Below are 20,991 nucleotides of genomic sequence, written 5' to 3'. Positions count from 1 at the left end.
GCCGGACGGCACTCGGTGGCAGGCTGCCCTCCATGGGGGCATTGAGGCGGATTTGGCGGCGGCCGCGCGGACGGCGGGTGGCGGCCGCGCTGGGACTTGCCGTGCTGGGCGTCGGCGGGGCCGTGGCCTGTGATCCGGGCGGGCTGAACTCGGCGGCCGTGGCGTACACGACCAGCAAGACCGCGACCGCGGAGCTGAAGCGGCAGAAGGTCGACGTGCAGTGGCTCAGCTGCACCGCCAACTACGGGAACAACAAGGCCAACACGGCGGGGCGGACCGCGCCCTCGGCGAGCGAGACCACCGTCGCCAACGTCGACTGCCAGGGACAGACTAAGGACCGACGGGACATCACCGTCACCGGCAAGGTCACCCGCGCCGTCGACGGTGCCTGCGTGCGCGGCGACCTCACCGCCAAGGTGGGTGGCAAGCAGTGGTTCCACGTGACGGGGCTCGGCAACTGCAACGCGACACCGTCACCCATCCTCAACAACCCCTCGGGCGGAAACGGGCAGCCCGGCGCCACCGTCACCGTGACGGTCACCAGGACCATCTGGTGCAAGGGCGATCCGAAGTGCTGGCCCGTCGAGGGCAAGTGATCCAAACCGCGGACCCGGGGTGGCGACCCTGCGTAGGGTGATCGGGTGACACAGCCTGCGACGCCTGCCTATGTCCGGTTTCCGCACCTGCGGGGCGAGTTGGTCGCCTTCACGGCAGAGGACGACGTGTGGCTCGCCCCCGTCGACGGCGGACGCGCCTGGCGTGTCAGCGCGGACCACACACCGGTCACCCTGCCCCGCATCTCGCCCGACGGCACGACCGTCGCCTGGACCTCCACCCGCGACGGCGCGCCCGAGGTGCACATCGCCCCGGTCGCCGGCGGACCGTCCACGCGGCTGACCCACTGGGGCAGTGGGCGCACCCAGGTGCGCGGCTGGACCCCGGACGGACAGGTCCTCGCGATCACCACGCACGGCCAGGCGAACCTGCGCCGCAGCTGGGCGCATGCCGTCCCGCTCGACGGCGGACCTTCCACCGTCCTGCCGTACGGCCTCGTCGGGCATGTCGCGCACGGGCCGAGCACCGTCCTGCTGTCCGCACCCATGGGGCGCGAGGCCGCCTGGTGGAAGCGGTATCGCGGGGGCACCGCCGGCAAGCTGTGGATCGACCGGGAGGGTCAGGGCGAATTCGTACGGCTGCATGAAGAGCTCCACGGGAACCTGGAGTTCCCGGTGTGGGCGGGGGAGCGCATCGCCTTCCTGTCCGACCACGAAGGTGTCGGGGCGGTGTACTCCTCCCTCGCCGACGGCTCCGACCTGCGCCGGCACACGCCCCTCGACGGCTTCTACGCCCGGCACGCCGCCGGCGACGGCACCCGTGTCGTCTACGCCTCGGCCGGTGAGCTGTGGATCCTCGACGACCTCGACGGCGCCGAGCCCCGCCGCCTCGACATCCGGCTCGGCGGGCAGCGCGCCGACCGGCAGCCGTTCGCCGTGAACGCCTCCCGCTGGTTCGGATCGGCCGCCCCCGACCACACCGCACGCGGCAGCGCGGTCGCCGTGCGCGGAGCCGTCCACTGGGTCACCCACCGCTCCGGACCCACCCGCGCGCTTGCCGCCGAACCCGGCGTACGGGCCCGGCTGCCACGTACTTTCCGCGCCGAGGGCGAGGAATGGGTGGTGTGGGTGACGGACGCGGAGGGCGAGGACGCCCTGGAGTTCGCGCCCGCCACCGGTCTGGCCCCCGGCGCCACCCCGCGCCGCCTGGCCGCCGGACAGCTCGGCCGCGTCCTCGGGCTCGCCATGGCACCCGACGGCAGCCGGGCCGCGGTCGCCGCGCACGACGGACGCGTCCTGCTCGTCGAGCGGGAGACCGGCGAGGTCCGCGAGATCGACCGCAGCGAGGACGGGGACGTCACCGGCCTGGTCTTCTCGCCCGACTCGGCCTGGCTCGCCTGGTCCCACCCCGGCCCGCGGCCGCTGCGCCAGCTCCGCATCGCCCACACCACCGACCTGACGGTCACCGAGGCGACCCCGCTGCGCTTCCGGGACTACGCGCCGGCCTTCACCCTCGACGGCAAACACATCGCCTTCCTCTCCAACCGCTCCTTCGACCCGGTCTACGACGAGCACGTCTTCGACCTCGCCTTCGTGGTCGGCGACCGCCCGCACCTGATCACCCTCGCGGCGACCACACCTTCCCCCTTCGGCCCGCAGCGGCACGGACGCCCCTTCGACACCCCCGACAAGGACGAGACCCCCGACAGCGAGGGCACCCCGGCCACCCGCATCGACCTCGAAGGCCTCGCCGACCGGATCGTGCCCTTCCCGGTCGAGGCCGCCCGCTACTCCGACCTGCGTGCCGCGAAGGACGGCGTGCTCTGGCTGCGCCACCCGGTGCAGGGCGTCCTCGGGGTGTCCAGGGCCACCCCCGACGATCCCGACCCCAAGACCGAGCTGGAGCGCTACGACCTCGTCCAGCACCGCCTGGAGCACCTCGCCGCCGATGCCGACCACTTCCGGGTCAGCGGCGACGGCAAGCGGGTGCTGCTGTGGACCGACGGACGGCTGAAGGTCGTACCCAGCGACCGGCGCGCGTCCAACGACGACACCAGCGACACCAACATCACCGTCGACCTGAGCCGAGTACGGCAGACGGCCGACCCCTCGGCCGAGTGGCGGCAGATGTACGAGGAGACCGGCCGCATCATGCGGGACCACTTCTGGCGGCCGGACATGAGCGGCGTCGACTGGACCGGCGTACTCGACCGCTACCGGCCGGTCCTGGACCGCGTGGCCACCCACGACGACCTCGTCGACCTCCTGTGGGAGGTGCACGGCGAGCTCGGCACCTCGCACGCCTATGTGATGCCGCACGGCGGATACGGCAACGGGCCCCGGCAAGGGCTCCTCGGCGCCGACATCTCCCGTCACCAGGACGGCAGTTGGCGCATCGACCGGATCCTGCCGACCGAGACCTCCGACCCCGACGCCCGCTCCCCGCTGGCCGCGCCGGGCGTCGCGGTGCGGGCCGGGGACGCGATCGCCGCGGTGGGCGGGCAGCCCGTGGACCCGGTGACCGGGCCCGGACCGCTGCTCGTCGGCACGGCGGGCAAACCGGTCGAGCTGACGATCTCGCCGTCCGGCGGAGGCGAGGTGCGGCATGCGGTCGTCGTGCCGGTGGCGGACGAGGAGCCGCTGCGGTACCACGCCTGGGTCGCGGACCGGCGGGCCTACGTCCACGAGCAGTCCGGCGGGCGGATCGGCTATCTGCACGTCCCCGACATGCAGGCGCCGGGCTGGGCCCAGATCCACCGGGACCTGCGGGTCGAGGTGGCCCGGGAGGGCCTCGTCGTGGACGTCCGGGACAACCGGGGCGGCCACACCTCCCAACTCGTCGTCGAGAAGCTGGCCCGGCGGATCGTCGGCTGGGCCGTGCCGCGCGGCCTGCGGCCGTACAGCTACCCGGCGGACGCGCCCCGCGGACCGGTGGTCGCCGTCGCCAACGAGTTCTCGGGCTCCGACGGCGACATCGTCAACGCGGCCATCAAGGCACTCGGCATCGGACCGGTCGTCGGCACCCGGACCTGGGGCGGTGTCATCGGCATCGACAGCCGCTACCGTCTGGTCGACGGCACGCTGGTCACCCAGCCCAAGTACGCCTTCTGGCTGGAGGGTTACGGCTGGGACGTCGAGAACCGCGGTGTGGACCCGGACGTGGAGGTGGTCCAGCGGCCGCAGGACTACGCGGCGGGGCGGGACGTCCAACTGGACGAGGCGATCCGCATCGCCCTGGCCGCCCTGGAGGAGACCCCCGCCAAGACACCCCCGAGCCTGGACTGACGTCCCTGGATACGATGCCCCCGTACTCGATCAGCGTGATCGATCAACCGGCTTGAGGAGACCACATGGCAGGGGAGCCGCAGGACGACTGCCTGTTCTGCAAGATCGTCGCGGGGCATGTCCCGGCGACGATCGTCCGCGAGACGGAGACCACCGTCGCCTTCCGGGACATCAACCCGCAGGCGCCCACCCATGTCCTGGTGATCCCCAAGGCGCACTACAAGAACGCGGCCGAGCTCGCCGCCGCGGAACCGGTCCTCGCCGCGGACGTCCTGCGCGAGGCCCAGTCGGTCGCCGACGAGGACAAGCTGGAGAGCTACCGCATCGTCTTCAACACGGGTGCCGGCGCCGGCCAGACCGTCTGGCACGCCCACGCGCACGTCCTCGGCGGCCGCGGTCTGCAGTGGCCCCCCGGGTGACCCAGAAGGACGTAAGCCACCGTGTCCGTACGTGAATTGGTGGTGCTCGGCACCGCCAGCCAGGTCCCGACCCGGCACCGCAACCACAACGGCTACCTGCTGCGCTGGGACGGCGAGGGCATCCTCTTCGACCCCGGCGAGGGCACGCAGCGGCAGATGCTGCGTGCCGGGGCAGCCGCGCACGACCTCAACCGGATCTGCGTCACCCACTTCCACGGCGACCACTCGCTGGGCCTCGCGGGCGTCATCCAGCGCATCAACCTGGACCAGGTCCCGCACGAGATCACCGCGCACTACCCGCGCTCCGGACAGCGCTTCTTCGACCGCCTGCGCTACGCCACCGCCTACCGCGAGACGGTCGACCTCACCGAGGCCCCGGTCGACATCGACGGCCCCCTGGCCGTCACCGCCTCGTACACCCTCGAAGCCCGCAAGCTCTCGCACCCCGTGGAGTCCTACGGCTACCGGCTGACCGAACCCGACGGCCGCCGTATGCTCCCCGACCGCCTCGCCGCGCACGGCATCAAGGGCCCGGACGTCGGCCGTATCCAGCGGGAGGGCGCGCTCGGCGGAGTGTCCCTGGAGGAGGTCAGCGAGGTGCGCCGCGGTCAGCGGTTCGCGTTCGTCATGGACACCCGGCTGTGCGACGGGGTGCACGCACTCGCCGAGGGCTGCGACATGCTCGTCATCGAGTCGACGTTCCTCGACGAGGACACCGGCCTCGCGGTCGAGCACGGCCACCTCACCGCGGGCCAGGCAGCGGCGGTGGCGCGGGACGCGGGCGTACGGCATCTGGTGCTGACGCACTTCAGCCAGCGCTACACCGATCCCGACGAGTTCGAGCGGCAGGCACGGGCGGCGGGCTTCGAGGGCGAGCTGACGGTCGCGCACGATCTTCTCCGGGTACCGGTTCCGAAACGGCGATAAAACACCCGTACGATGCTGCGATGCCCCTCCCCAAAGCTGAACTGCACCTGCACATCGAAGGCACCCTGGAGCCGGAGCTCGCGTTCGAACTGGCCGCCCGCAACGGCGTCGAGCTGCCGTACGCGGACACGGACGAGCTCCGCAAGGCATACGAGTTCGAGGACCTCCAGTCCTTCCTGAACCTGTACTACGAGCTCATGGCCGTCCTGCGCACCGAGCGGGACTTCGAGGACCTCGCGAACGCCTACCTGGCCCGCGCCGCCGCACAGGGCGTGCGGCACGCGGAGATCTTCTTCGACCCGCAGGCGCACCTCGCGCGCGGCGTGGGCATGGGCACAGTGGTGGAGGGCCTGTGGCGGGCGCTGGGGCGCAGCGAGGCCGCCCACGGTGTCTCCACCCGGCTCATCCTCTGCTTCCTGCGCGACGAATCCGCCGAGTCGGCGCTGCAGACCCTTCAGGCCGCGAAGCCGTACCTGGACCGGATCACCGGCGTCGGCCTCGACTCCGCCGAGGTCGGGCACCCGCCGGTGAAGTTCCGCGAGGTGTACGAGGCCGCCGCCGCGCTCGGTCTGCGCCGGGTGGCACACGCGGGGGAGGAGGGCCCGCCGGAGTACATCACCGAGGCCCTGGACGTGCTCGGGGTGGAGCGCGTGGACCACGGGCTGCGCTGCATGGAGGACGAGCAGCTGGTGGCCCGGCTGGTCCGCGACCGGATCCCGCTCACCCTCTGCCCCCTCTCCAACGTCCGCCTGCGCACGGTCGACACCCTCGCCGACCACCCGCTGCCCGCCATGCTCGACGCCGGCCTGCTCTGCACGGTCAACTCCGACGACCCCGCCTACTTCGGCGGCTACGCGGGCGACAACTTCGACGCGGTGCGGTCGGCGCTCGGTCTGACCGAGGAACGGTTGCGCGAACTGGCCCGCAACTCCTTCCTCGCGTCCTTCCTGGAGGACGACGAGGAGCGCCGGGCGCGGTACCTCTCCGAGGTGGAGGCGTACGAGTTCTAGGCGGCGGTGGTGAAGTCCGGTGCGGGGGTCGTCGCTGGGGGCTGCGCCCCCAGACCCCCGCTTTCGGCCTGAACGGCCTTGTCCTCAAACTCCCCCAGAGGGGGTGCCCCCAGACGGGCTGAAACAGCCACCGCGGTCATCGGTACGGTGATCACCAGCAGCCCCACGGCCAGGACCGCACCCATCACCGGGAACCCTGCCTGTGCCGCCAGGACACTCCCCGTCAGCGGTCCCGCCGCCGTCCCCAGCGAGGACGCCGATCCGACGAGCACCGCCCAGCGGCCGCGCGGATCCAGGGAGGCCGCCAGGCCGATCACGTACGACAGGACGACCGGGTAGAGCACGTTCCAGGCGATCTCACCGCTCGCGAACGTCGTCAGGTCGGTCGCGGACGCGCTGAGCACGATGCAGCCGGAGATCAGCACCGTGCCCGCCCCGATGGGCAGCGCACGGCCGAACCGCGGCCCGACCGCTCCCGCGCCGACGACCCCCAGCAGCCCCGCGCCGAGCGCCACCGCGAATACGGCGCCGACAGTGGCCTCCGCGAGGTGCGCCTGGGCCAGGCCGATGCGGCCGCTGACGCCCCACAGGGCGTTCTGCGCGAGCGACCAGCAGAACATGACGAGGGCGAGGACCAGGCCGGAACGCGGATGGGGGAGACGGCTGCCGTCGAGGGGGTTGTGCGCGACGGCCGTACGTACGGGGAGCCGGCCGGTGAGCGGCCAGACGGCGAGCGAGGTGAGCGCGATCGCGGCGAGGGGCTGCCCGTGGCCCGCGCCCAGGTGGGGGATCGCCAGATACAGGGCGCCCGCGAGCGCGGACACACCGAGCAGGCCCAGCGTGGTCGTCCGGTGCGGGTCCCGCTGGGCGGCGATCCCGGTGGCGGCGACCGTCGTCGCCGTACCGGAGCCGAAACCGCCGACGAGCGCGCCCGCGACGACCGCGGGGAGGGCGTGGGTGAGCGCGGCGCCGCCGTAGCCGAGGACCGCGAGCAGGAGACCGAGGCGGGCCAGGGTGCGGGGGCCTACGCGGTCGACGCGGGAGGCGAGCAGGAAGCCGGCCGTGGCCGAACTCAGCAGCAGCGCACTGCCGATGGCGCCCGCCTCGGTGGCGGAGAGCGGAAGCCCCGAGTCGAGCCGTCCGACGGTGGTCGGCAGCAGATACGGAGCGAGGTACCCGGCCGTGAAAAGGGCGACGAGGGGCCAGGGGGTGGTGCGAGGGGCGAACACGGGCGTTCCCAGGGCATGCGAAAGAAGCGGCTCAAGAAGGGGTTGGGCGACGACCGTCGACGGACAGGAACGCGCGGAGAATTTGTATCAAGCACGCGGTTCGGGAAAGAAGCGCGGGGGGTGTGATGTGGCGCACGTTGCGTTTGGGGCAGGAGAGGTCGGGTAGTCGAAGGCGCCGGTCGGGTGATTTCAGCCCGTGCGGTGATTGAGGACGAGGCCTTTCAGGCCGACTGGCGCCAGTGAGCAGCGCCGCCGGCGCCCGGTGCCGTCGCCTCGATCTTCAGGCGGATCTCCCGCATCACCGCCACGATCCGCTCCTCGTGTTCCGGCGTCAGCCGGGCCACCGGCACCGAGCAGCTGATCGCGTCCTGAGCGGGGGCGTCGTAGCGCAGCGCGAAGCCGAAACCGACGATTCCGGCCACGCCCTCCTCGCGGTCGACCGAGTAACCACGGGTGCGGACCCGGGCGAGATCCGCCGCCAGCGACTCGCGGCCGGTGTGCGTGTTCGGTGTGAGCGCCTGGTACGGCCCCTCGGGCAGCTCCGCGTCGCCGCGCTCGGCCAGCAGTGCCTTGCCCAGCGCGCCCGCGTGCGCGGGCAGCCGGCGGCCGACGCGGCTGATGGTCCGCAGATATTCGTGCGACTCCCGCGTGGCCAGATACGCCACGTCCCGCCCGTCGAGCCGCCCCATGTGGATGGTCTCGCCGAGCGCCTCGGACGCCTCGTCGAGATACGGCCGTACGAGGCGCACCCGCGGGTCGGAGTCGAGGTAGCTGGTGCCGGTGAGCAGGGCGTGGATGCCGATGCCGTACAGCGAACCGGTGACGTCCGTGCGCACCCAGCCTCTGCTGATCAGGGTCTGCAGCAGTGCGTACATCGAGCTGCGCGGGACTCCCAGCTCGTCCGCCAGCTCCTGCAGTCGTGCCGGACGGTCGCCGCGCTCGGCGAGCAGTTCCAGCAGTTCGACCGTCCGCGCGGCGGACTTCACCTCGCGCACGCCGCCACCTGTCTCCGACATGGGGCGATGTTAGTCGGCCCATGTCGGACCGTTGACTGCTGCTGTTCGCATATCTAGGCTCTGTCTTCATACATGGATGACATCTACATGGGGAGACGTCGTGACGGGTGAGGCGGAGGCAGCTGTACGGAGGCTGCGCGACGGGATGGAAAGAGGAGTGCTCTCCTTCCCGCTGACGTCCTTCCACGACGACGGCTCGCTCGACCCGGAGGGCTTCCGCGCCCATGTCGCGGCACAGATCGCCACCGCCCCCGGCGCGGTCTTCCCCGCCTGCGGCACCGGCGAGTTCTTCTCGCTGGACGAGGACGAGTACCGGCAGGTCGTCACCATCGCCGTCCAGGAGGCGGGCGGACGCCTGCCCGTCGTCGCCGGTGTCGGGTACGGCTGGGCGCAGGCCGCCCGGTTCGCCCGCATCGCCGAGGAGGCCGGCGCCGACGCGCTGCTCGTCCTGCCGCACTACCTGGTCGCCGCCCCGCAGGAGGGCCTCGTCGCACAGCTGGAGCAGATCGCCGCCCGCACCCGGCTGCCGCTCATCGCCTACCAGCGCGGCCAGGTCGCCTACACGGCAGCTTCCCTGCGGCGCATCGCGGCCATCCCGAACGTCATCGGCCTCAAGGACGGCCACAGCGACCTCGACCGCCTCCAGCGCCTGACCCTCGCCGCACCCGAGGGCTTCCTCTTCTTCAACGGCGCGTCCACCGCCGAGATCCAGGCCCGGGCCTACGCCACCGTCGGCATCCCCGCCTACTCCTCCGCCGTGCACGCCTTCGCCCCCGAGATCGCGAACGCCTTCTTCGCGGCCCTGCGCGACGGTGACGACGGTGGCAACAAGGTCACAGAGCGGCTGCTGCGCGACTTCTACGTCCCGCTCGTCGAGCTCCGCGACCGCGTACCGGGATACGCCGTGTCGCTGGTCAAGGCGGCGGCCCGGCTGCGCGGCCGCCCCGTCGGCCCCGTCCGCGCCCCGCTCACCGATCCCTCGGCCACCGACCTGGCCGACCTCGAAACCCTGCTCGCCACCGGACTCGACCTCGTAGGAGCCGCGCTGTGAACCTCACGATCACCGACGTACGGCTGACGCCGATCCTGGTCGCCGACCCGCCGCTGCTCAACACGCAGGGCGTCCACCAGCCGTACACCCCGCGGCTGATCGTGGAGGTGGTGACGGCCGACGGGATCACGGGTGTCGGCGAGACCTACGGCGACACCAAGTACCTGGAGCTCGCCCGGCCCTTCGCCGATAAGCTGAAAGGCCGTCAGGTCAGTGATCTGAACGGGCTGTTCGTGATCGCCGACGAGGTCTCCGTGGACTCGGCGCGGGTCCAGAACCAGGTCGACGTCGGCGGACTGCGCGGCGTCCAGACCGCCGACAAGCTGCGGCTGTCCGTCGTCTCCGGCTTCGAGGTCGCCTGCCTCGACGCCCTCGGCAAGGCGCTCGGACTGCCGGTGCACGCGCTGCTCGGCGGCAAGGTACGGGACGCGGTCGAGTACAGCGCCTACCTGTTCTACCGGTGGGCCGACCACCCCGAGGGCGTGGCCTGCGAGAAGGACGACTGGGGTGCCGCCCTCGACCCGGCCGGGGTCGTGGAGCAGGCCAGGCTGTTCAAGGAGCGGTACGGGTTCACGTCGTTCAAGCTGAAGGGCGGTGTCTTCCCGCCGGACGAGGAGATCGCCGCCGTGCTGGCTCTCGCGGAGGCGTTTCCCGGGCACCCGCTGCGGCTGGACCCCAACGGTGCCTGGTCCGTGGAGACGTCGTTGAAGGTGGCCGAGGAGATCGGGGACGTCCTCGAATACCTGGAGGACCCGGCGCTCGGCACCGCCGCCATGGCCGAGGTCTCCGCCGCCACCGGCGTGCCGCTCGCCACCAACATGTGTGTGACGACCTTCGCCGAGATCAAGGAAGCGTTCACGCGGGACGCCGTCCAGGTGGTGCTGTCGGACCACCACTACTGGGGCGGGCTGCGCAACACGCAGCAACTGGCCGCCGTCTGCCGCACGTTCGGAGTCGGGGTGTCCATGCACTCCAACACCCACCTGGGGATCAGCCTGGCCGCGATGACGCATGTCGCGGCCACCGTGCCGAACCTGCACCATGCGTGTGACTCGCACTATCCGTGGCAGTCGGAGGACGTGCTCAGCGCTCGGCTGAGCTTCGAAGGCGGCAAGGTCGCCGTCTCCGATGCGCCGGGCCTCGGTGTCTCGCTCGACCGCGCCAAGCTGGGGTTTCTCCACCAGCGGTGGCTGGACGACGACGGGGCGCTGCGTGAGCGGGACGACGCGGCGGCCATGCGGGTCGCCGAGCCGGGGTGGGTCACGCCGTCCGTCCCCCGCTGGTAGACCGCCCCCGCCGCCCTTACCCGTTCCCATCCCCAGGGGCTGCCGCCCCTATGACCCAGCCCGGGGCTCCGCCCCTGCACCCCGGCGGGGGCTTCGGCCCCTGCGCCCAGCCCGGGGCTCCGCCCCTCGGTCCTGGCCGGGGCTGCGTCCCCTGCACCCCGCCCGGGGCTCCGCCCCCGGGCCCGGCGGGGACTGCGTCCCCTGCACCTCGCTTCGGGGCTCCGCCCCGGACCCCGATCGGCCTGAACGGCCTCGTCCTCAAACGCCGGGCGGGCTGGAATGCCTGGCCGGCGCGGCGGCGTGTTGTCGGTGGGGTGGTGCACACTGGCCTGATCCGCACCATGTCAGGGAGTGCACCGTGAGCGCGTCCAACGGAAAGGGACCAGCACCCATCACAGCGGGACCGCAGTGCCAGGCCCAGGTCGACCCCCTGGCCGTACTGCGCACACCGGACGATCCCCCCTGGGACGTGTATCTCACCGGGCCCGTCTTCCTCGACATCATCTTCACCGGGCTCGACTCCGCTCCGGTCCGTGGCACCGAGTCCTGGGCACGCGGGATGGGGTCGAGCCCCGGCGGCGTCGCCAACATGGCCACCGCACTCGCCCGCCTGGGCCTGAAGACCTCCCTCGCGGCGGCCTTCGGCGACGACCACTACGGGGAGTACTGCTGGGACGCCCTGGAACAGGGCGAGGGCATCGACCTTTCCGCCTCGCGCAGGGTCCCCGGCTGGCACTCCTCGGTCACCGTGTCGATGGCGTACGAGGGCGAGCGCACGATGGTCTCCCACGGCCACGAGCCACCTCCCGAGACCGTGTTCAACCAAGGGGGCGCCCCCGACTGCCCGCCCCGCGCGCGTGCCGCCGTCGCCTCCCTCACCCCCGGCAGGCGCGCCCCCTGGATCGCCCAGGCCGCGCACCACGGCGCCCGGATCTTCGCCGACGTCGGCTGGGACGAGACCGGCGCCTGGGACCTGGCGGGCCTGACCGACCTCGAACACTGCGAGGCCTTCCTGCCGAACGCGGAGGAGGCGATGCGGTACACGGGCGCCGCCTCCCCGCGCGCCGCCGCCCACGCCCTCACCGAGCACGTTCCGCTCGCGGTGGTCACCCTCGGCGCGGAGGGCGCGTACGCCGTGGACCGGCGTACCGGGGAGACGGCCGAGGTCCCCGCGATCGCCGTGGAGGCCCTGGATCCGACCGGCGCGGGCGATGTGTTCGTCGCGGGCTTCGTCACCGGCACGCTGGCGGACTGGCCACTGGCGGACCGGCTGGCCTTCGCGGGGCTGACGGCCGCGCTGTCCGTCCAGGAGTTCGGGGGATCGCTGTCGGCCCCGGGGTGGTCGGAGATCGCGGCGTGGTGGCGGAAGGTGCAGTCGGTGGCGGGGCAGGATCCGGCGGCGCTCCGGCGGTATGCGTTCCTGGAGCGCCTGATCCCGGAGGAGGACGCCGCGAGGCCGTGGCCGCGGCGCAGGGCCGTCCCGACGATCGGGTTCAGATCGGCCTGAGCATTGCAAGCGAGTGTGAAACAGCGCCTGCCGAAAAGGCCTACGGCGTTGTCAGTCCCCCGGCGTACCCTTGAAACCGCCAGGGCAGCCCAAGTGGCTGGCGTGCCTTTTCGAGGAGGACGAGCAAGGCCTACAGAGCCGGCCCATGACTCAGACACCCACAGCTCACACCCCCGCGCAGGGGCAGGCGAGAGCACAGTTCACCGTCCCCGCCCAACACCCCATGGTGACCGTTCTGGGGTCCGGCGACTCCCTTCTGCGCGTGATCGAGAAAGCCTTCCCGGCGGCCGACATACACGTCCGGGGCAATGAGATCAGCGCGGTCGGCGACTCCGCGGAAGTCGCCCTCATCCAGCGCCTGTTCGACGAGATGATGCTGGTGCTCCGCACCGGGCAACCGATGACGGAGGACGCAGTGGAACGCTCGATCGCCATGCTCAGAGCGAGTGAGAACGGGGAGGGCGAAGGCCAGGAGACCCCGGCCGAGGTCCTCACCCAGAACATCCTCTCCTCGCGCGGCCGCACGATCCGCCCCAAGACCCTCAACCAGAAGCGGTACGTCGACGCGATCGACAAGCACACGATCGTCTTCGGTATCGGCCCCGCCGGCACCGGCAAGACGTACCTGGCCATGGCCAAGGCGGTGCAGGCCCTGCAGTCCAAGCAGGTCAACCGCATCATCCTGACCCGGCCCGCGGTCGAGGCGGGCGAGCGGCTGGGCTTCCTGCCCGGCACGCTCTACGAGAAGATCGACCCGTACCTGCGCCCGCTGTACGACGCGCTGCACGACATGCTCGACCCGGACTCGATCCCGAGGCTGATGGCGGCCGGGACGATTGAGGTCGCGCCGCTGGCGTACATGCGAGGCCGTACCTTGAATGACGCCTTCATCATTCTCGACGAGGCCCAGAACACGAGCGCCGAGCAGATGAAGATGTTCCTCACCCGCCTCGGCTTCGACTCGAAGATCGTCGTCACGGGTGACGTGACGCAGGTCGACCTCCCGACCGGGACCAAGTCGGGTCTGCGTCAGGTGCAGGACATCCTCGAGGGCCTCGACGACGTCCACTTCTCGCGCCTCACGTCCCACGATGTCGTACGGCACAAGCTCGTCGGCCGTATCGTCGACGCGTACGAGAAGTACGACAGCCAGCACGGCACCGAGAACGGCACCCACAAGGGCGGCCGGGGCAGGCAGTCCGGGCACAAAGGGCTGTGACATTTGAAAGCGGGAGACCGAGCAGCACCATGTCGATCGACGTCAACAACGAGTCCGGAACCGAGGTCGACGAGCAGGCGATCCTCGACATCGCCCGTTACGCACTCGCGCGGATGCGCATCCACCCGCTCTCCGAGCTCTCGGTGATCGTGGTGGACGCCGACGCCATGGAGCAGCTGCACATCCAGTGGATGGACCTGCCGGGGCCGACGGACGTCATGTCCTTCCCGATGGACGAGCTGCGTCCGCCGTCGAAGGACGACGACGAGCCCCCGCAGGGCCTCCTCGGCGACATCGTGCTCTGCCCGGAGGTCGCCAAGAAGCAGGGCGAGGAAGCGCACACCCAGCACTCCATGGACGAGGAGCTCCAGCTCCTCACCGTCCACGGAGTGCTGCATCTCCTCGGGTACGACCACGAGGAGCCCGACGAGAAGGCCGAGATGTTCGGTCTGCAGGCGGCCATCGTGGACGGCTGGCGCGCGGAGAAGGGCCTGACCGGTCCGTCCCCCGCCCCGACCGTCTCATGAGTCCGCAGATCGTCGCGGGCGCGATCGCCCTGGTCGTCGTGGCGTGGCTCGCCGCCTGTGCGGAGGCGGGCCTCGCCCGCGTCTCCAGCTTCCGCGCCGAGGAGGCCGTACGCTCCGGCCGGCGCGGCAGCGCGAAGCTCGCCCAGGTCGCCGCCGACCCGACCCGCTATCTCAACGTGGCGCTGCTGGTCCGCGTTGCCTGCGAGATGGCGGCCGCGGCCCTGGTGACGTACGCCTGTCTGCAGCAGTTCTCCGGCACCACCCGCGCCCTGCTGGCCGCGATCGGCGTGATGGTCCTGGTGTCGTACGTCGCCGTCGGTGTCTCCCCGCGCACCATCGGCCGCCAGCATCCGCTGAACACGGCGACGGCGGCGGCATACGTCCTGCTGCCGCTCGCGCGGATCATGGGGCCGATCCCGTCCCTGCTCATCCTCATCGGCAATGCGCTGACCCCCGGCAAGGGTTTTCGCCGCGGTCCGTTCGCGTCCGAGGCGGAGCTGCGGGCACTGGTCGACCTCGCCGAGGCGGAGTCGCTGATCGAGGACGACGAGCGCCGTATGGTGCACTCGGTCTTCGAGCTCGGCGACACCCTCGTGCGGGAGGTCATGGTCCCGCGCACCGACCTGGTCGTCATCGAGCGCTACAAGACGATCCGTCAGGCCCTGACCCTCGCCCTGCGCTCGGGCTTCTCGCGCATACCGGTCACCGGGGAGAGCGAGGACGACATCGTCGGGATCGTGTATCTGAAGGACCTGGCCCGCAAGACGCACATCAGCCGGGACGCCGAGAGCGAGCTGGTGTCGACGGCCATGCGGCCCGCTGCCTTCGTGCCCGACACCAAGAACGCCGGCGATCTGCTGCGCGAGATGCAGCAGGACCGCAACCACGTCGCCGTCGTCATCGACGAGTACGGCGGCACGGCCGGCATCGTCACCATCGAGGACATCCTCGAGGAGATCGTCGGCGAGATCACCGACGAGTACGACCGTGAGCTGCCGCCGGTGGAGGACCTCGGCGAGGACCGTTACCGGGTCACCGCCCGCCTCGACATCACCGACCTGGGCGAGCTGTACGGGCTCGACGAGTACGACGACGAGGACGTGGAGACCGTCGGTGGTCTGCTCGCGAAGGCGCTGGGCCGGGTGCCCATCGCTGGGGCGTCGGCGGTCGTGGAGGTGCCCGACGGGCGCGAGCTCCGGCTGACCGCGGAGGCCGCCGCGGGCCGCCGGAACAAGATCGTGACCGTGCTCGTGGAGCCGGTGGATCCGAAGAATCTGCCCGACGAGGAGGCGAAAGAGGAGTGAAGCCCGAGGAACTGCGCGGCTTCTGTCTGTCCTTCAACGCGGCTGTGGAGGACTTCCCCTTCGCCCCGGACATCTCGGTCTTCAAGGTGCTGGGCAAGATGTTCGCCCTGAGCTGGCTGGACTCCCGTCCCCTCACGGTCAACCTCAAGTGCGACCCGGAGGACGCGATCCGGCTCCGTACCGAGTACGAGGGCCTGATCATCCCCGGCTACCACATGAACAAGCGCCACTGGAACACCGTCACGGTCGACGGCGAACTCCCCGACCGGCTGGTCCGGGAGCTCATCGAGGACTCCTACGACCTGGTGGTGGCCGGACTGCCGCGCGCCGCGCGCCTCCGCCTCGACCGCTCCTGAGCACATCCGCTCACGGCCGTCGCGCAGTCCAGGATCCGGCCGGGTGCGAGCACCCCGTGGCCGGATCGGGCCGGTGCCGGTACGTATGCTCGGCTCATGACCGACAGCAACGCGCTTGACCCCGAGGACCGCAAGATCGTCACCCTGGCCCGTTCCGCGCGGGCCCGCAACGGCGTGCCCGAGGGGGCTGCCGTACGTGACGAGACGGGCCGTACGTATGTCGCCGGGACGGTCGACCTCGCCTCGCTGAAGCTGAGTGCGCTGCAGACGGCGGTGGCCATGGCGGTGGCGTCCGGGGCGAAGTCCCTGGAGGCGGCGGCCGTGGTGACGGACGCCGAGTCGGCCTCGGAGGAGGACCGGGCCGCCGTACGCGACCTGGGCGGCGCCAAGACGCCGGTGCTCGTCGCCGGGCCCGACGGAACGGTACGGACCACCGTCACCGCAGGCTGAAAACCGGTCGCTTCAGAGTCGTCCTGAATTCACCCTTGCCGTTTCTTCACCCCACGCGCATCAATGGAACCGGTAGTTCCGACGGACCGTCAGATTCACCCCCACCCCCCACCGGCGCCCCGCACCGCGCCTGCCGGCTGTCCGTCCGGACCTCTCCCATCCATCCCCACATGGCAGTTCCCAGCTTCGGGAAGGGAGCCGGATCCCCATGAGAGCCAAACGAATCAGCACAGGTGCGGCCATGGCGGTGGGGGCCCTCGCGGCCGCCTCGCTCGCGTTCGCGCCCAGCGCCCTCGCCGTCACTCCGCAGTCGGCGACGATCACCGCCGACTGCGGAAGCTTCGGTGGCGGAGAGGCCACGCTCACGGCCACCCAGGACGGCACGACGGCCACCATCACCGTCACGTCCGCCATCACCGCGCCGATCGCCCTGTCGCAGGACTCGATCTCCTCCACCCTGACCATGGTCAAGGCGAGCGGCGGCACCACCGCCTTCACCGGCACCAAGAACCCGGCGATGGCTGCCGGCGACCCCGTCACCGTCGGCCCGCTCTCCGGCACCGTCGCCTCCGGCGACAGCCTGGAGGCCTACGGCGGCTCGCTGCAGATGACCGTCTTCGGCATCACCATCACCTGCACCGCGACCGGCGCGCAGTCGCCGGGACCGTTCGTGTTCGACTGAGCCACAGCCGACGGGCCGTCAGTTCCCGGAAGGTTCAAAGGAACTGACGGTCCGTCGGTCCATTTCGGCTTCTCCATTGACTTCTCACGCAATCCCCACATCAATGCCCCCAGTGAGCGCAGAAGTGAGGGGGCACACCCATGGGTTCGACAACCCGAAGACGCCGCTGGGCGTCGCTGCTCGGGGGTACCGTGCTCGCGGTCACCGCGGGGGGCGCGCTGGCCTGTCCGGCCGGTGCCGCCACCAACGTGGACTTCGCCACGCACTGCATCCCGCCCGCGGTCGCGGGCATCCCGCCGATCGACGGTACGACGACCGCGAGTATCGCGGTGGACAACGCCAGTCCGAAGGTCGGCGACACCGTCACCGTGACCTACACGGTCGTCAAGCCCGCCGCCAGCAACCCCACCGCCATCGCCCTGCCGGCCGACATCATGACTCCCACCGGCAAGGTCACCCTCGGGGGTGCGCAGACGGGGGACGTGACGGTCGCCGGGCCCAAGAAGAACGACCCGGTGCCGGGCAACGGCGCCTTCCCGTCGTTCTCCATGACCGGAACCTTCAAGGTCACCACCGCCGGTTCGATCACACTCTCGCCCGGCGACTACAACATCCACACCAGCTACATCCTCGAGCTGGACACACCGTGCACGGTGACCAACCCGCCCGCCCCGGTCTCCCAGAGCATCACGGCGACGGACGCCACCCCGGTCAACAACCGTGCCATCTCGTTGGGTTCGGCCTCCGGGAACGCCGGTGACAGCGTCACCGTCAAGGGCAGCAACTTCACGGCGGGAGCGACCGTCACCCTCGCCGGGCGCTCCGGGGACACCCAGACCGCGGACAAGGCGACGGTCACCGCCGCCGCCGACGGCTCCTTCAGCGGCTCCCTCGTCGTCAACGACAAGACGACGACGGGGGTCGTGGCGTACGAGGGAAGCGCGTGGAGCGCCGGCAAGGGGGCCGGGCCCGCGGCCTACGTCGTGAACGACACCACCCCTGTTCCCGCCGGCAGCCAGAAGGTCACGACCACGGTGAAGGCGGGCACTCTGGCCATGTCCCAGGCCGGGGACTCCGTCGCCCTGTCGGCGGTCGACTTCGGCAAGGGCGGGGCCTCGACCGGCGCCCTCAACGCCGTCACCGTCAAGGACTTCCGCGGCGGACCCGCGGGCTGGTCCCTCACCGGCAAGGTCACCGACTTCGCCGGCCCCGGCGCCAAGATCGATGCCGGCAAGCTGAGCTGGACCCCTGCCTGCGCCACCAAGGCGGGCAGCCCGAGCACCTGCCAGGCCGGTTCGGCAGGCACGGTGGGCAGTTCGGGAGCGACCCTGGCGTCCACCCCCAACGGCACGCTGACCGGCGGCGAGTTCACAGCCAACGCCGGGCTCTCCCTGGACGTACCGGCGTTCACGCCTCCCGGTTCGTACGCGGGCGTGCTCACGCTCACGCTCAGCTGACCGTACGGGCGTCCGCACCCGCCCGTTCCCCTCGTTCCGCCCGAAGTCCGCCGAAGTCCGCCGAAGTCCGTGGGGGTCCGCACCCATGCGCAAGCCGTACGTCCTCCTCCTGGGCCTGTTCCTGGCCCTCTTCGTCGCGCCCGCACCCGCGCACGCCGCCGACAACGGCAGCTGGTCCGTCTACCCGGCCTCCTCCGAGGTGGCCGCACGCCCGTACTTCTACCTCTCCGCCGACCCCGGGACGGCCATCGAGGACAAGGTGGTCGTGGCGAACAGGACCGGGCAGCCGCTGAGCTTCCGGTTGTATGCCGCCGACGCCTACAACACCCCCCGGGACGGCGGTTTCGCCGTCAGGACGGTGCAGGAGAAGCAGCGGGGCGTCGGCGCCTGGGCGAAGCCCGCGAAGTCACGCGTGACCGTCCCGGCGCACGGCAAGGTCACCGTCCCCTTCACGCTCCGCGTGCCCGAGGGCGCCGAACCGGGCGACCACCCTGGCGCGTTGGTGGCCCTCGACGAACGGATCGACAAGGGCGACGGGTCCGTCGCGCTCGGCGTGCAGCGGGCGGTCGGCGCCCGCGTATACCTGCGCGTCAACGGGCCGACCCTCCCAGCGGTCGCCGTCGAGAACGTCCACGTAGTCCACCATCAGCCGCTCGTCCCGGGCCTCGGCGACAGCACGGCGACGATCTCGTACACCCTGCACAACACCGGCAACGTCACCCTGAACCCCAAGGTGGAACTGCGCGCGGAGGGCCTGTTCGGCCGTACGCTCCTGTCCCGCGACCTGTCCCGCATCCCGTCCGAGCTGCTGCCCGGCCAGCGCGTCCACCTCACCGAGCCATGGCGGGGCGCGCCCCAACTCGACTGGGGCGACGTCACGTTGACGGCGAGCGCGACGGACACGCGGAACTCGGAGAGCGCGTCCTTCTTCGCGCTGCCGTGGCCGGCGGCGGTCCTGCTCGTGGTGGCGGTCGTGGCAGCCGTACTCCTGCTCAGAGCGCGTCGGGCCCGCGCTCTCCCGTCCGTACCCGTACGACCGTCTCGACCGGCAGGGCCCACACCTTCCCGTCGCCGATCTTCCCCGTCTGCGCGGCTTTGACGATCGAGTCGATCACGGCGTCCGAGTCCCCGTCCTCCACGACGACCTCTATGCGGACCTTGGGGACGAGGTCGACCTGGTACTCGGCGCCGCGGTACACCTCGGTGTGGCCGCGCTGCCGGCCGTACCCGCTGGCCTCGGTCACGGTCAGACCGTGCACGCCGAGCTCCTGGAGGGCCGTCTTCACCTCGTCGAGGCGGTACGGCTTGACGATCGCGGTGATGAGCTTCATCGGGGTTCCTCTGTGAGTACCCCCGTCTTCAGACGGGGGGGTGGGAAACGGACTCCTGTGGAGCAGGGCAGGCAAACGCTCGATCGCCGTCAAGGCGGTTCGGTGTCAACTTCCGCGAAACGGGAGCGCTTCACAAGGCGATGCTATTGCTTGTGAGATATGGCCACTTGTGTGAAGCGGACATTCAAGTTCCGCTTCTACCCGACCCACGCGCAGGCTGCGGAGCTGTCGCGGACGTTCGGGTGCGTGCGCAAGGTCTACAACATGGCGCTCGCGGCCCGGACCGAGGCTTGGGCACTGCGACAAGAACGGATCAACTACAACGCGACCTCCGCGATGCTGACGGCCTGGAAGAAGACGGAGGAGCTGGCCTTCCTCAACGACGTCTCCTCGGTGCCGCTGCAGCAGGTCTTGAGGCATCTCCAGACGGCGTTTACCCACTTCTTCGCCAAGCGGGCGAAGTACCCTCGCTTCAAGTCGCGCAAGAAGTCCCGGAAATCCGCCGAGTACACCAGCAGCGCTTTCCGCTTCCGCGACGGGAAACTGACACTGGCGAAGATGGACCAGCCGCTGGACATCGTGTGGTCCCGTCCTCTTCCCGAGGGCAGGCAACCGTCCTCCGCGACCGTCTCGCAGGACAGCGCCGGGCGCTGGTTCGTGTCCCTGCTGGTGGAGGACCCGGCCATTCAGCCGCTCCCCGTGGCCACCAGAGTGGTGGGGGTGGACGCCGGGCTCGACCACTTGCTGACTCTGTCCACCGGGGAGAAGATCACCAACCCCAGGCATGAACGCACCGACCGCGTCCGCCTCGCCAAGGCCCAGCGGGAGCTGTCCCGTAAGACCAAGGGGTCGGCGAACCATGAGAAGGCTCGCAAGAAGGTCGCCCGCATCCATGCCCGGATCGCCGACCGCAGGCGGGACACCCTGCACAAGCTCACCACTCGACTTGTCCGCGAAAACCAAGTGGTCGTGATCGAGGACTTGACCGTTCGGAACATGCTGAAGAACGGCCGCCTGGCCCGCGCCGTCTCCGATGCCGCGTGGGCGGAGTTCCGGACCTTGCTGGAGTACAAGGCCCAGTGGTACGGCCGCGAGGTGATCGCGGTGGACCGCTGGTTTCCGTCCTCCAAGCTGTGTTCCCACTGCGGCGCGCTCGCCGAACGTATGCCGCTCAACGTCCGTACCTGGACGTGCGACAGCTGCGGCACGACCCATGACCGGGATGTGAACGCGGCACGTAACCTTCTGGCCGCCGGGCTGGCGGTGTCGGCCTGTGGAGCCGGTGTAAGACCTCAACGGAGCACTCCGGGCGGGCAGTCGGCGTTGAAGCAGGAAACCCACAGGGTGACCCGTGGACTTCCCCTCCGTTAGAGGAGGGGAC

The 20,991-nt window shown here is 70.8% G+C and carries 20 protein-coding genes; 17 read left to right on the top strand and 3 right to left on the bottom strand.

Features of this window, described 5'->3' with window-relative positions; all coding sequences use genetic code 11:
• The first annotated feature begins 32 nt into the window (after positions 1-32).
• The 5 genes from IH68_RS0114255 to IH68_RS0114235 all read left to right on the top strand — a co-directional run bounded on the left by IH68_RS0114255 (position 33) and on the right by IH68_RS0114235 (position 6,195).
• Positions 33-596: a hypothetical protein gene (locus IH68_RS0114255; protein ID WP_051833423.1), complete on the top strand. Its 564-nt coding sequence runs from the start codon at positions 33-35 to the stop codon at positions 594-596.
• 45 nt (positions 597-641) lie between these two features.
• On the top strand, positions 642-3,839 hold the full coding sequence (locus IH68_RS0114250; RefSeq protein ID WP_030934150.1) for a S41 family peptidase: 3,198 nt from the start codon (positions 642-644) through the stop codon (positions 3,837-3,839).
• A 65-nt stretch (positions 3,840-3,904) separates the two neighbouring features.
• Positions 3,905-4,258 carry a histidine triad nucleotide-binding protein gene (locus tag IH68_RS0114245; protein ID WP_030934147.1) on the top strand — a complete coding sequence of 118 codons (354 nt, stop codon included), beginning with the start codon at positions 3,905-3,907 and terminating at the stop codon, positions 4,256-4,258.
• A gap of 21 nt (positions 4,259-4,279) precedes the next feature.
• Positions 4,280-5,185, top strand: coding sequence for a ribonuclease Z (locus IH68_RS0114240; RefSeq protein WP_030934144.1), 906 nt, complete (start codon positions 4,280-4,282; stop codon positions 5,183-5,185).
• A gap of 20 nt (positions 5,186-5,205) precedes the next feature.
• Positions 5,206-6,195 (top strand): adenosine deaminase, encoded by a 990-nt coding sequence (locus IH68_RS0114235; protein WP_030934141.1) that lies wholly within the window; start codon positions 5,206-5,208, stop codon positions 6,193-6,195.
• On the opposite strand, the gene IH68_RS0114230 is transcribed toward IH68_RS0114235, so the two are convergent.
• Together IH68_RS0114230 and IH68_RS0114225 are read right to left on the bottom strand one after the other, a co-directional pair.
• Positions 6,192-7,424 carry an MFS transporter gene (locus IH68_RS0114230; RefSeq protein ID WP_030934138.1) on the bottom strand — a complete coding sequence of 411 codons (1,233 nt, stop codon included), beginning with the start codon at positions 7,422-7,424 and terminating at the stop codon, positions 6,192-6,194. The genes IH68_RS0114235 and IH68_RS0114230 overlap by 4 nt on opposite strands.
• 221 nt (positions 7,425-7,645) lie before the next feature.
• Positions 7,646-8,440 (bottom strand): IclR family transcriptional regulator, encoded by a 795-nt coding sequence (locus IH68_RS0114225; RefSeq protein WP_030934135.1) that lies wholly within the window; start codon positions 8,438-8,440, stop codon positions 7,646-7,648.
• Between the two features lie 76 nt (positions 8,441-8,516).
• Between IH68_RS0114225 and IH68_RS0114220 the strand changes: the two genes are divergently transcribed.
• The 11 genes from IH68_RS0114220 (at position 8,517) to IH68_RS0114170 (ending at position 19,378) form a co-directional block, all read left to right on the top strand.
• Positions 8,517-9,491, top strand: a complete 975-nt coding sequence (locus tag IH68_RS0114220) for a 5-dehydro-4-deoxyglucarate dehydratase (RefSeq protein WP_199931876.1) — start codon at positions 8,517-8,519, stop codon at positions 9,489-9,491.
• Positions 9,488-10,777 carry a glucarate dehydratase family protein gene (locus IH68_RS0114215; protein WP_030934129.1) on the top strand — a complete coding sequence of 430 codons (1,290 nt, stop codon included), beginning with the start codon at positions 9,488-9,490 and terminating at the stop codon, positions 10,775-10,777. The genes IH68_RS0114220 and IH68_RS0114215 overlap by 4 nt, the downstream gene beginning before the upstream one ends.
• A 358-nt stretch (positions 10,778-11,135) precedes the next feature.
• A complete protein-coding gene (locus tag IH68_RS0114210) occupies positions 11,136-12,284 on the top strand; it encodes a carbohydrate kinase family protein (RefSeq protein ID WP_030934126.1) in 1,149 nt (382 codons plus the stop codon).
• Between the two features lie 145 nt (positions 12,285-12,429).
• On the top strand, positions 12,430-13,503 hold the full coding sequence (locus IH68_RS0114205; protein ID WP_030934123.1) for a PhoH family protein: 1,074 nt from the start codon (positions 12,430-12,432) through the stop codon (positions 13,501-13,503).
• Positions 13,504-13,532: 29 nt separating this feature from the next.
• Positions 13,533-14,030, top strand: a complete 498-nt coding sequence (gene ybeY / locus IH68_RS0114200) for an rRNA maturation RNase YbeY (RefSeq protein ID WP_030934120.1) — start codon at positions 13,533-13,535, stop codon at positions 14,028-14,030.
• On the top strand, positions 14,027-15,334 hold the full coding sequence (locus IH68_RS0114195) for a hemolysin family protein (RefSeq protein ID WP_030934117.1): 1,308 nt from the start codon (positions 14,027-14,029) through the stop codon (positions 15,332-15,334). Before ybeY ends, IH68_RS0114195 begins: the two co-directional genes overlap by 4 nt.
• Positions 15,331-15,690 carry an MmcQ/YjbR family DNA-binding protein gene (locus IH68_RS0114190; RefSeq protein ID WP_030934114.1) on the top strand — a complete coding sequence of 120 codons (360 nt, stop codon included), beginning with the start codon at positions 15,331-15,333 and terminating at the stop codon, positions 15,688-15,690. The genes IH68_RS0114195 and IH68_RS0114190 overlap by 4 nt, the downstream gene beginning before the upstream one ends.
• 96 nt (positions 15,691-15,786) lie before the next feature.
• On the top strand, positions 15,787-16,140 hold the full coding sequence (locus tag IH68_RS0114185) for a cytidine deaminase (RefSeq protein ID WP_030934111.1): 354 nt from the start codon (positions 15,787-15,789) through the stop codon (positions 16,138-16,140).
• A gap of 208 nt (positions 16,141-16,348) precedes the next feature.
• Entirely contained in the window at positions 16,349-16,822 is a 474-nt protein-coding gene (locus tag IH68_RS0114180; protein WP_030934110.1) for a hypothetical protein, read from the top strand.
• A gap of 140 nt (positions 16,823-16,962) precedes the next feature.
• On the top strand, positions 16,963-18,279 hold the full coding sequence (locus IH68_RS0114175; protein ID WP_030934108.1) for a beta-xylosidase: 1,317 nt from the start codon (positions 16,963-16,965) through the stop codon (positions 18,277-18,279).
• 85 nt (positions 18,280-18,364) lie between these two features.
• Entirely contained in the window at positions 18,365-19,378 is a 1,014-nt protein-coding gene (locus tag IH68_RS0114170) for a WxL protein peptidoglycan domain-containing protein (protein ID WP_030934106.1), read from the top strand.
• Here the strand turns inward: IH68_RS0114170 and IH68_RS0114165 are convergent.
• Positions 19,272-19,610 carry a P-II family nitrogen regulator gene (locus IH68_RS0114165; protein WP_030934104.1) on the bottom strand — a complete coding sequence of 113 codons (339 nt, stop codon included), beginning with the start codon at positions 19,608-19,610 and terminating at the stop codon, positions 19,272-19,274. The genes IH68_RS0114170 and IH68_RS0114165 overlap by 107 nt on opposite strands.
• A 159-nt stretch (positions 19,611-19,769) precedes the next feature.
• Here IH68_RS0114165 and IH68_RS0114160 point away from each other — a divergent pair, with 159 nt between their 5' ends.
• Positions 19,770-20,981 carry an RNA-guided endonuclease InsQ/TnpB family protein gene (locus IH68_RS0114160; RefSeq protein ID WP_030934101.1) on the top strand — a complete coding sequence of 404 codons (1,212 nt, stop codon included), beginning with the start codon at positions 19,770-19,772 and terminating at the stop codon, positions 20,979-20,981.
• Positions 20,982-20,991 lie beyond the last annotated feature (10 nt).

Source organism: Streptomyces sp. NRRL S-646 (assembly GCF_000720765.1).
Taxonomy (GTDB): Bacteria; Actinomycetota; Actinomycetes; order Streptomycetales; family Streptomycetaceae; genus Streptomyces.
This window is presented reverse-complemented; position numbering and strand designations above follow the sequence as displayed.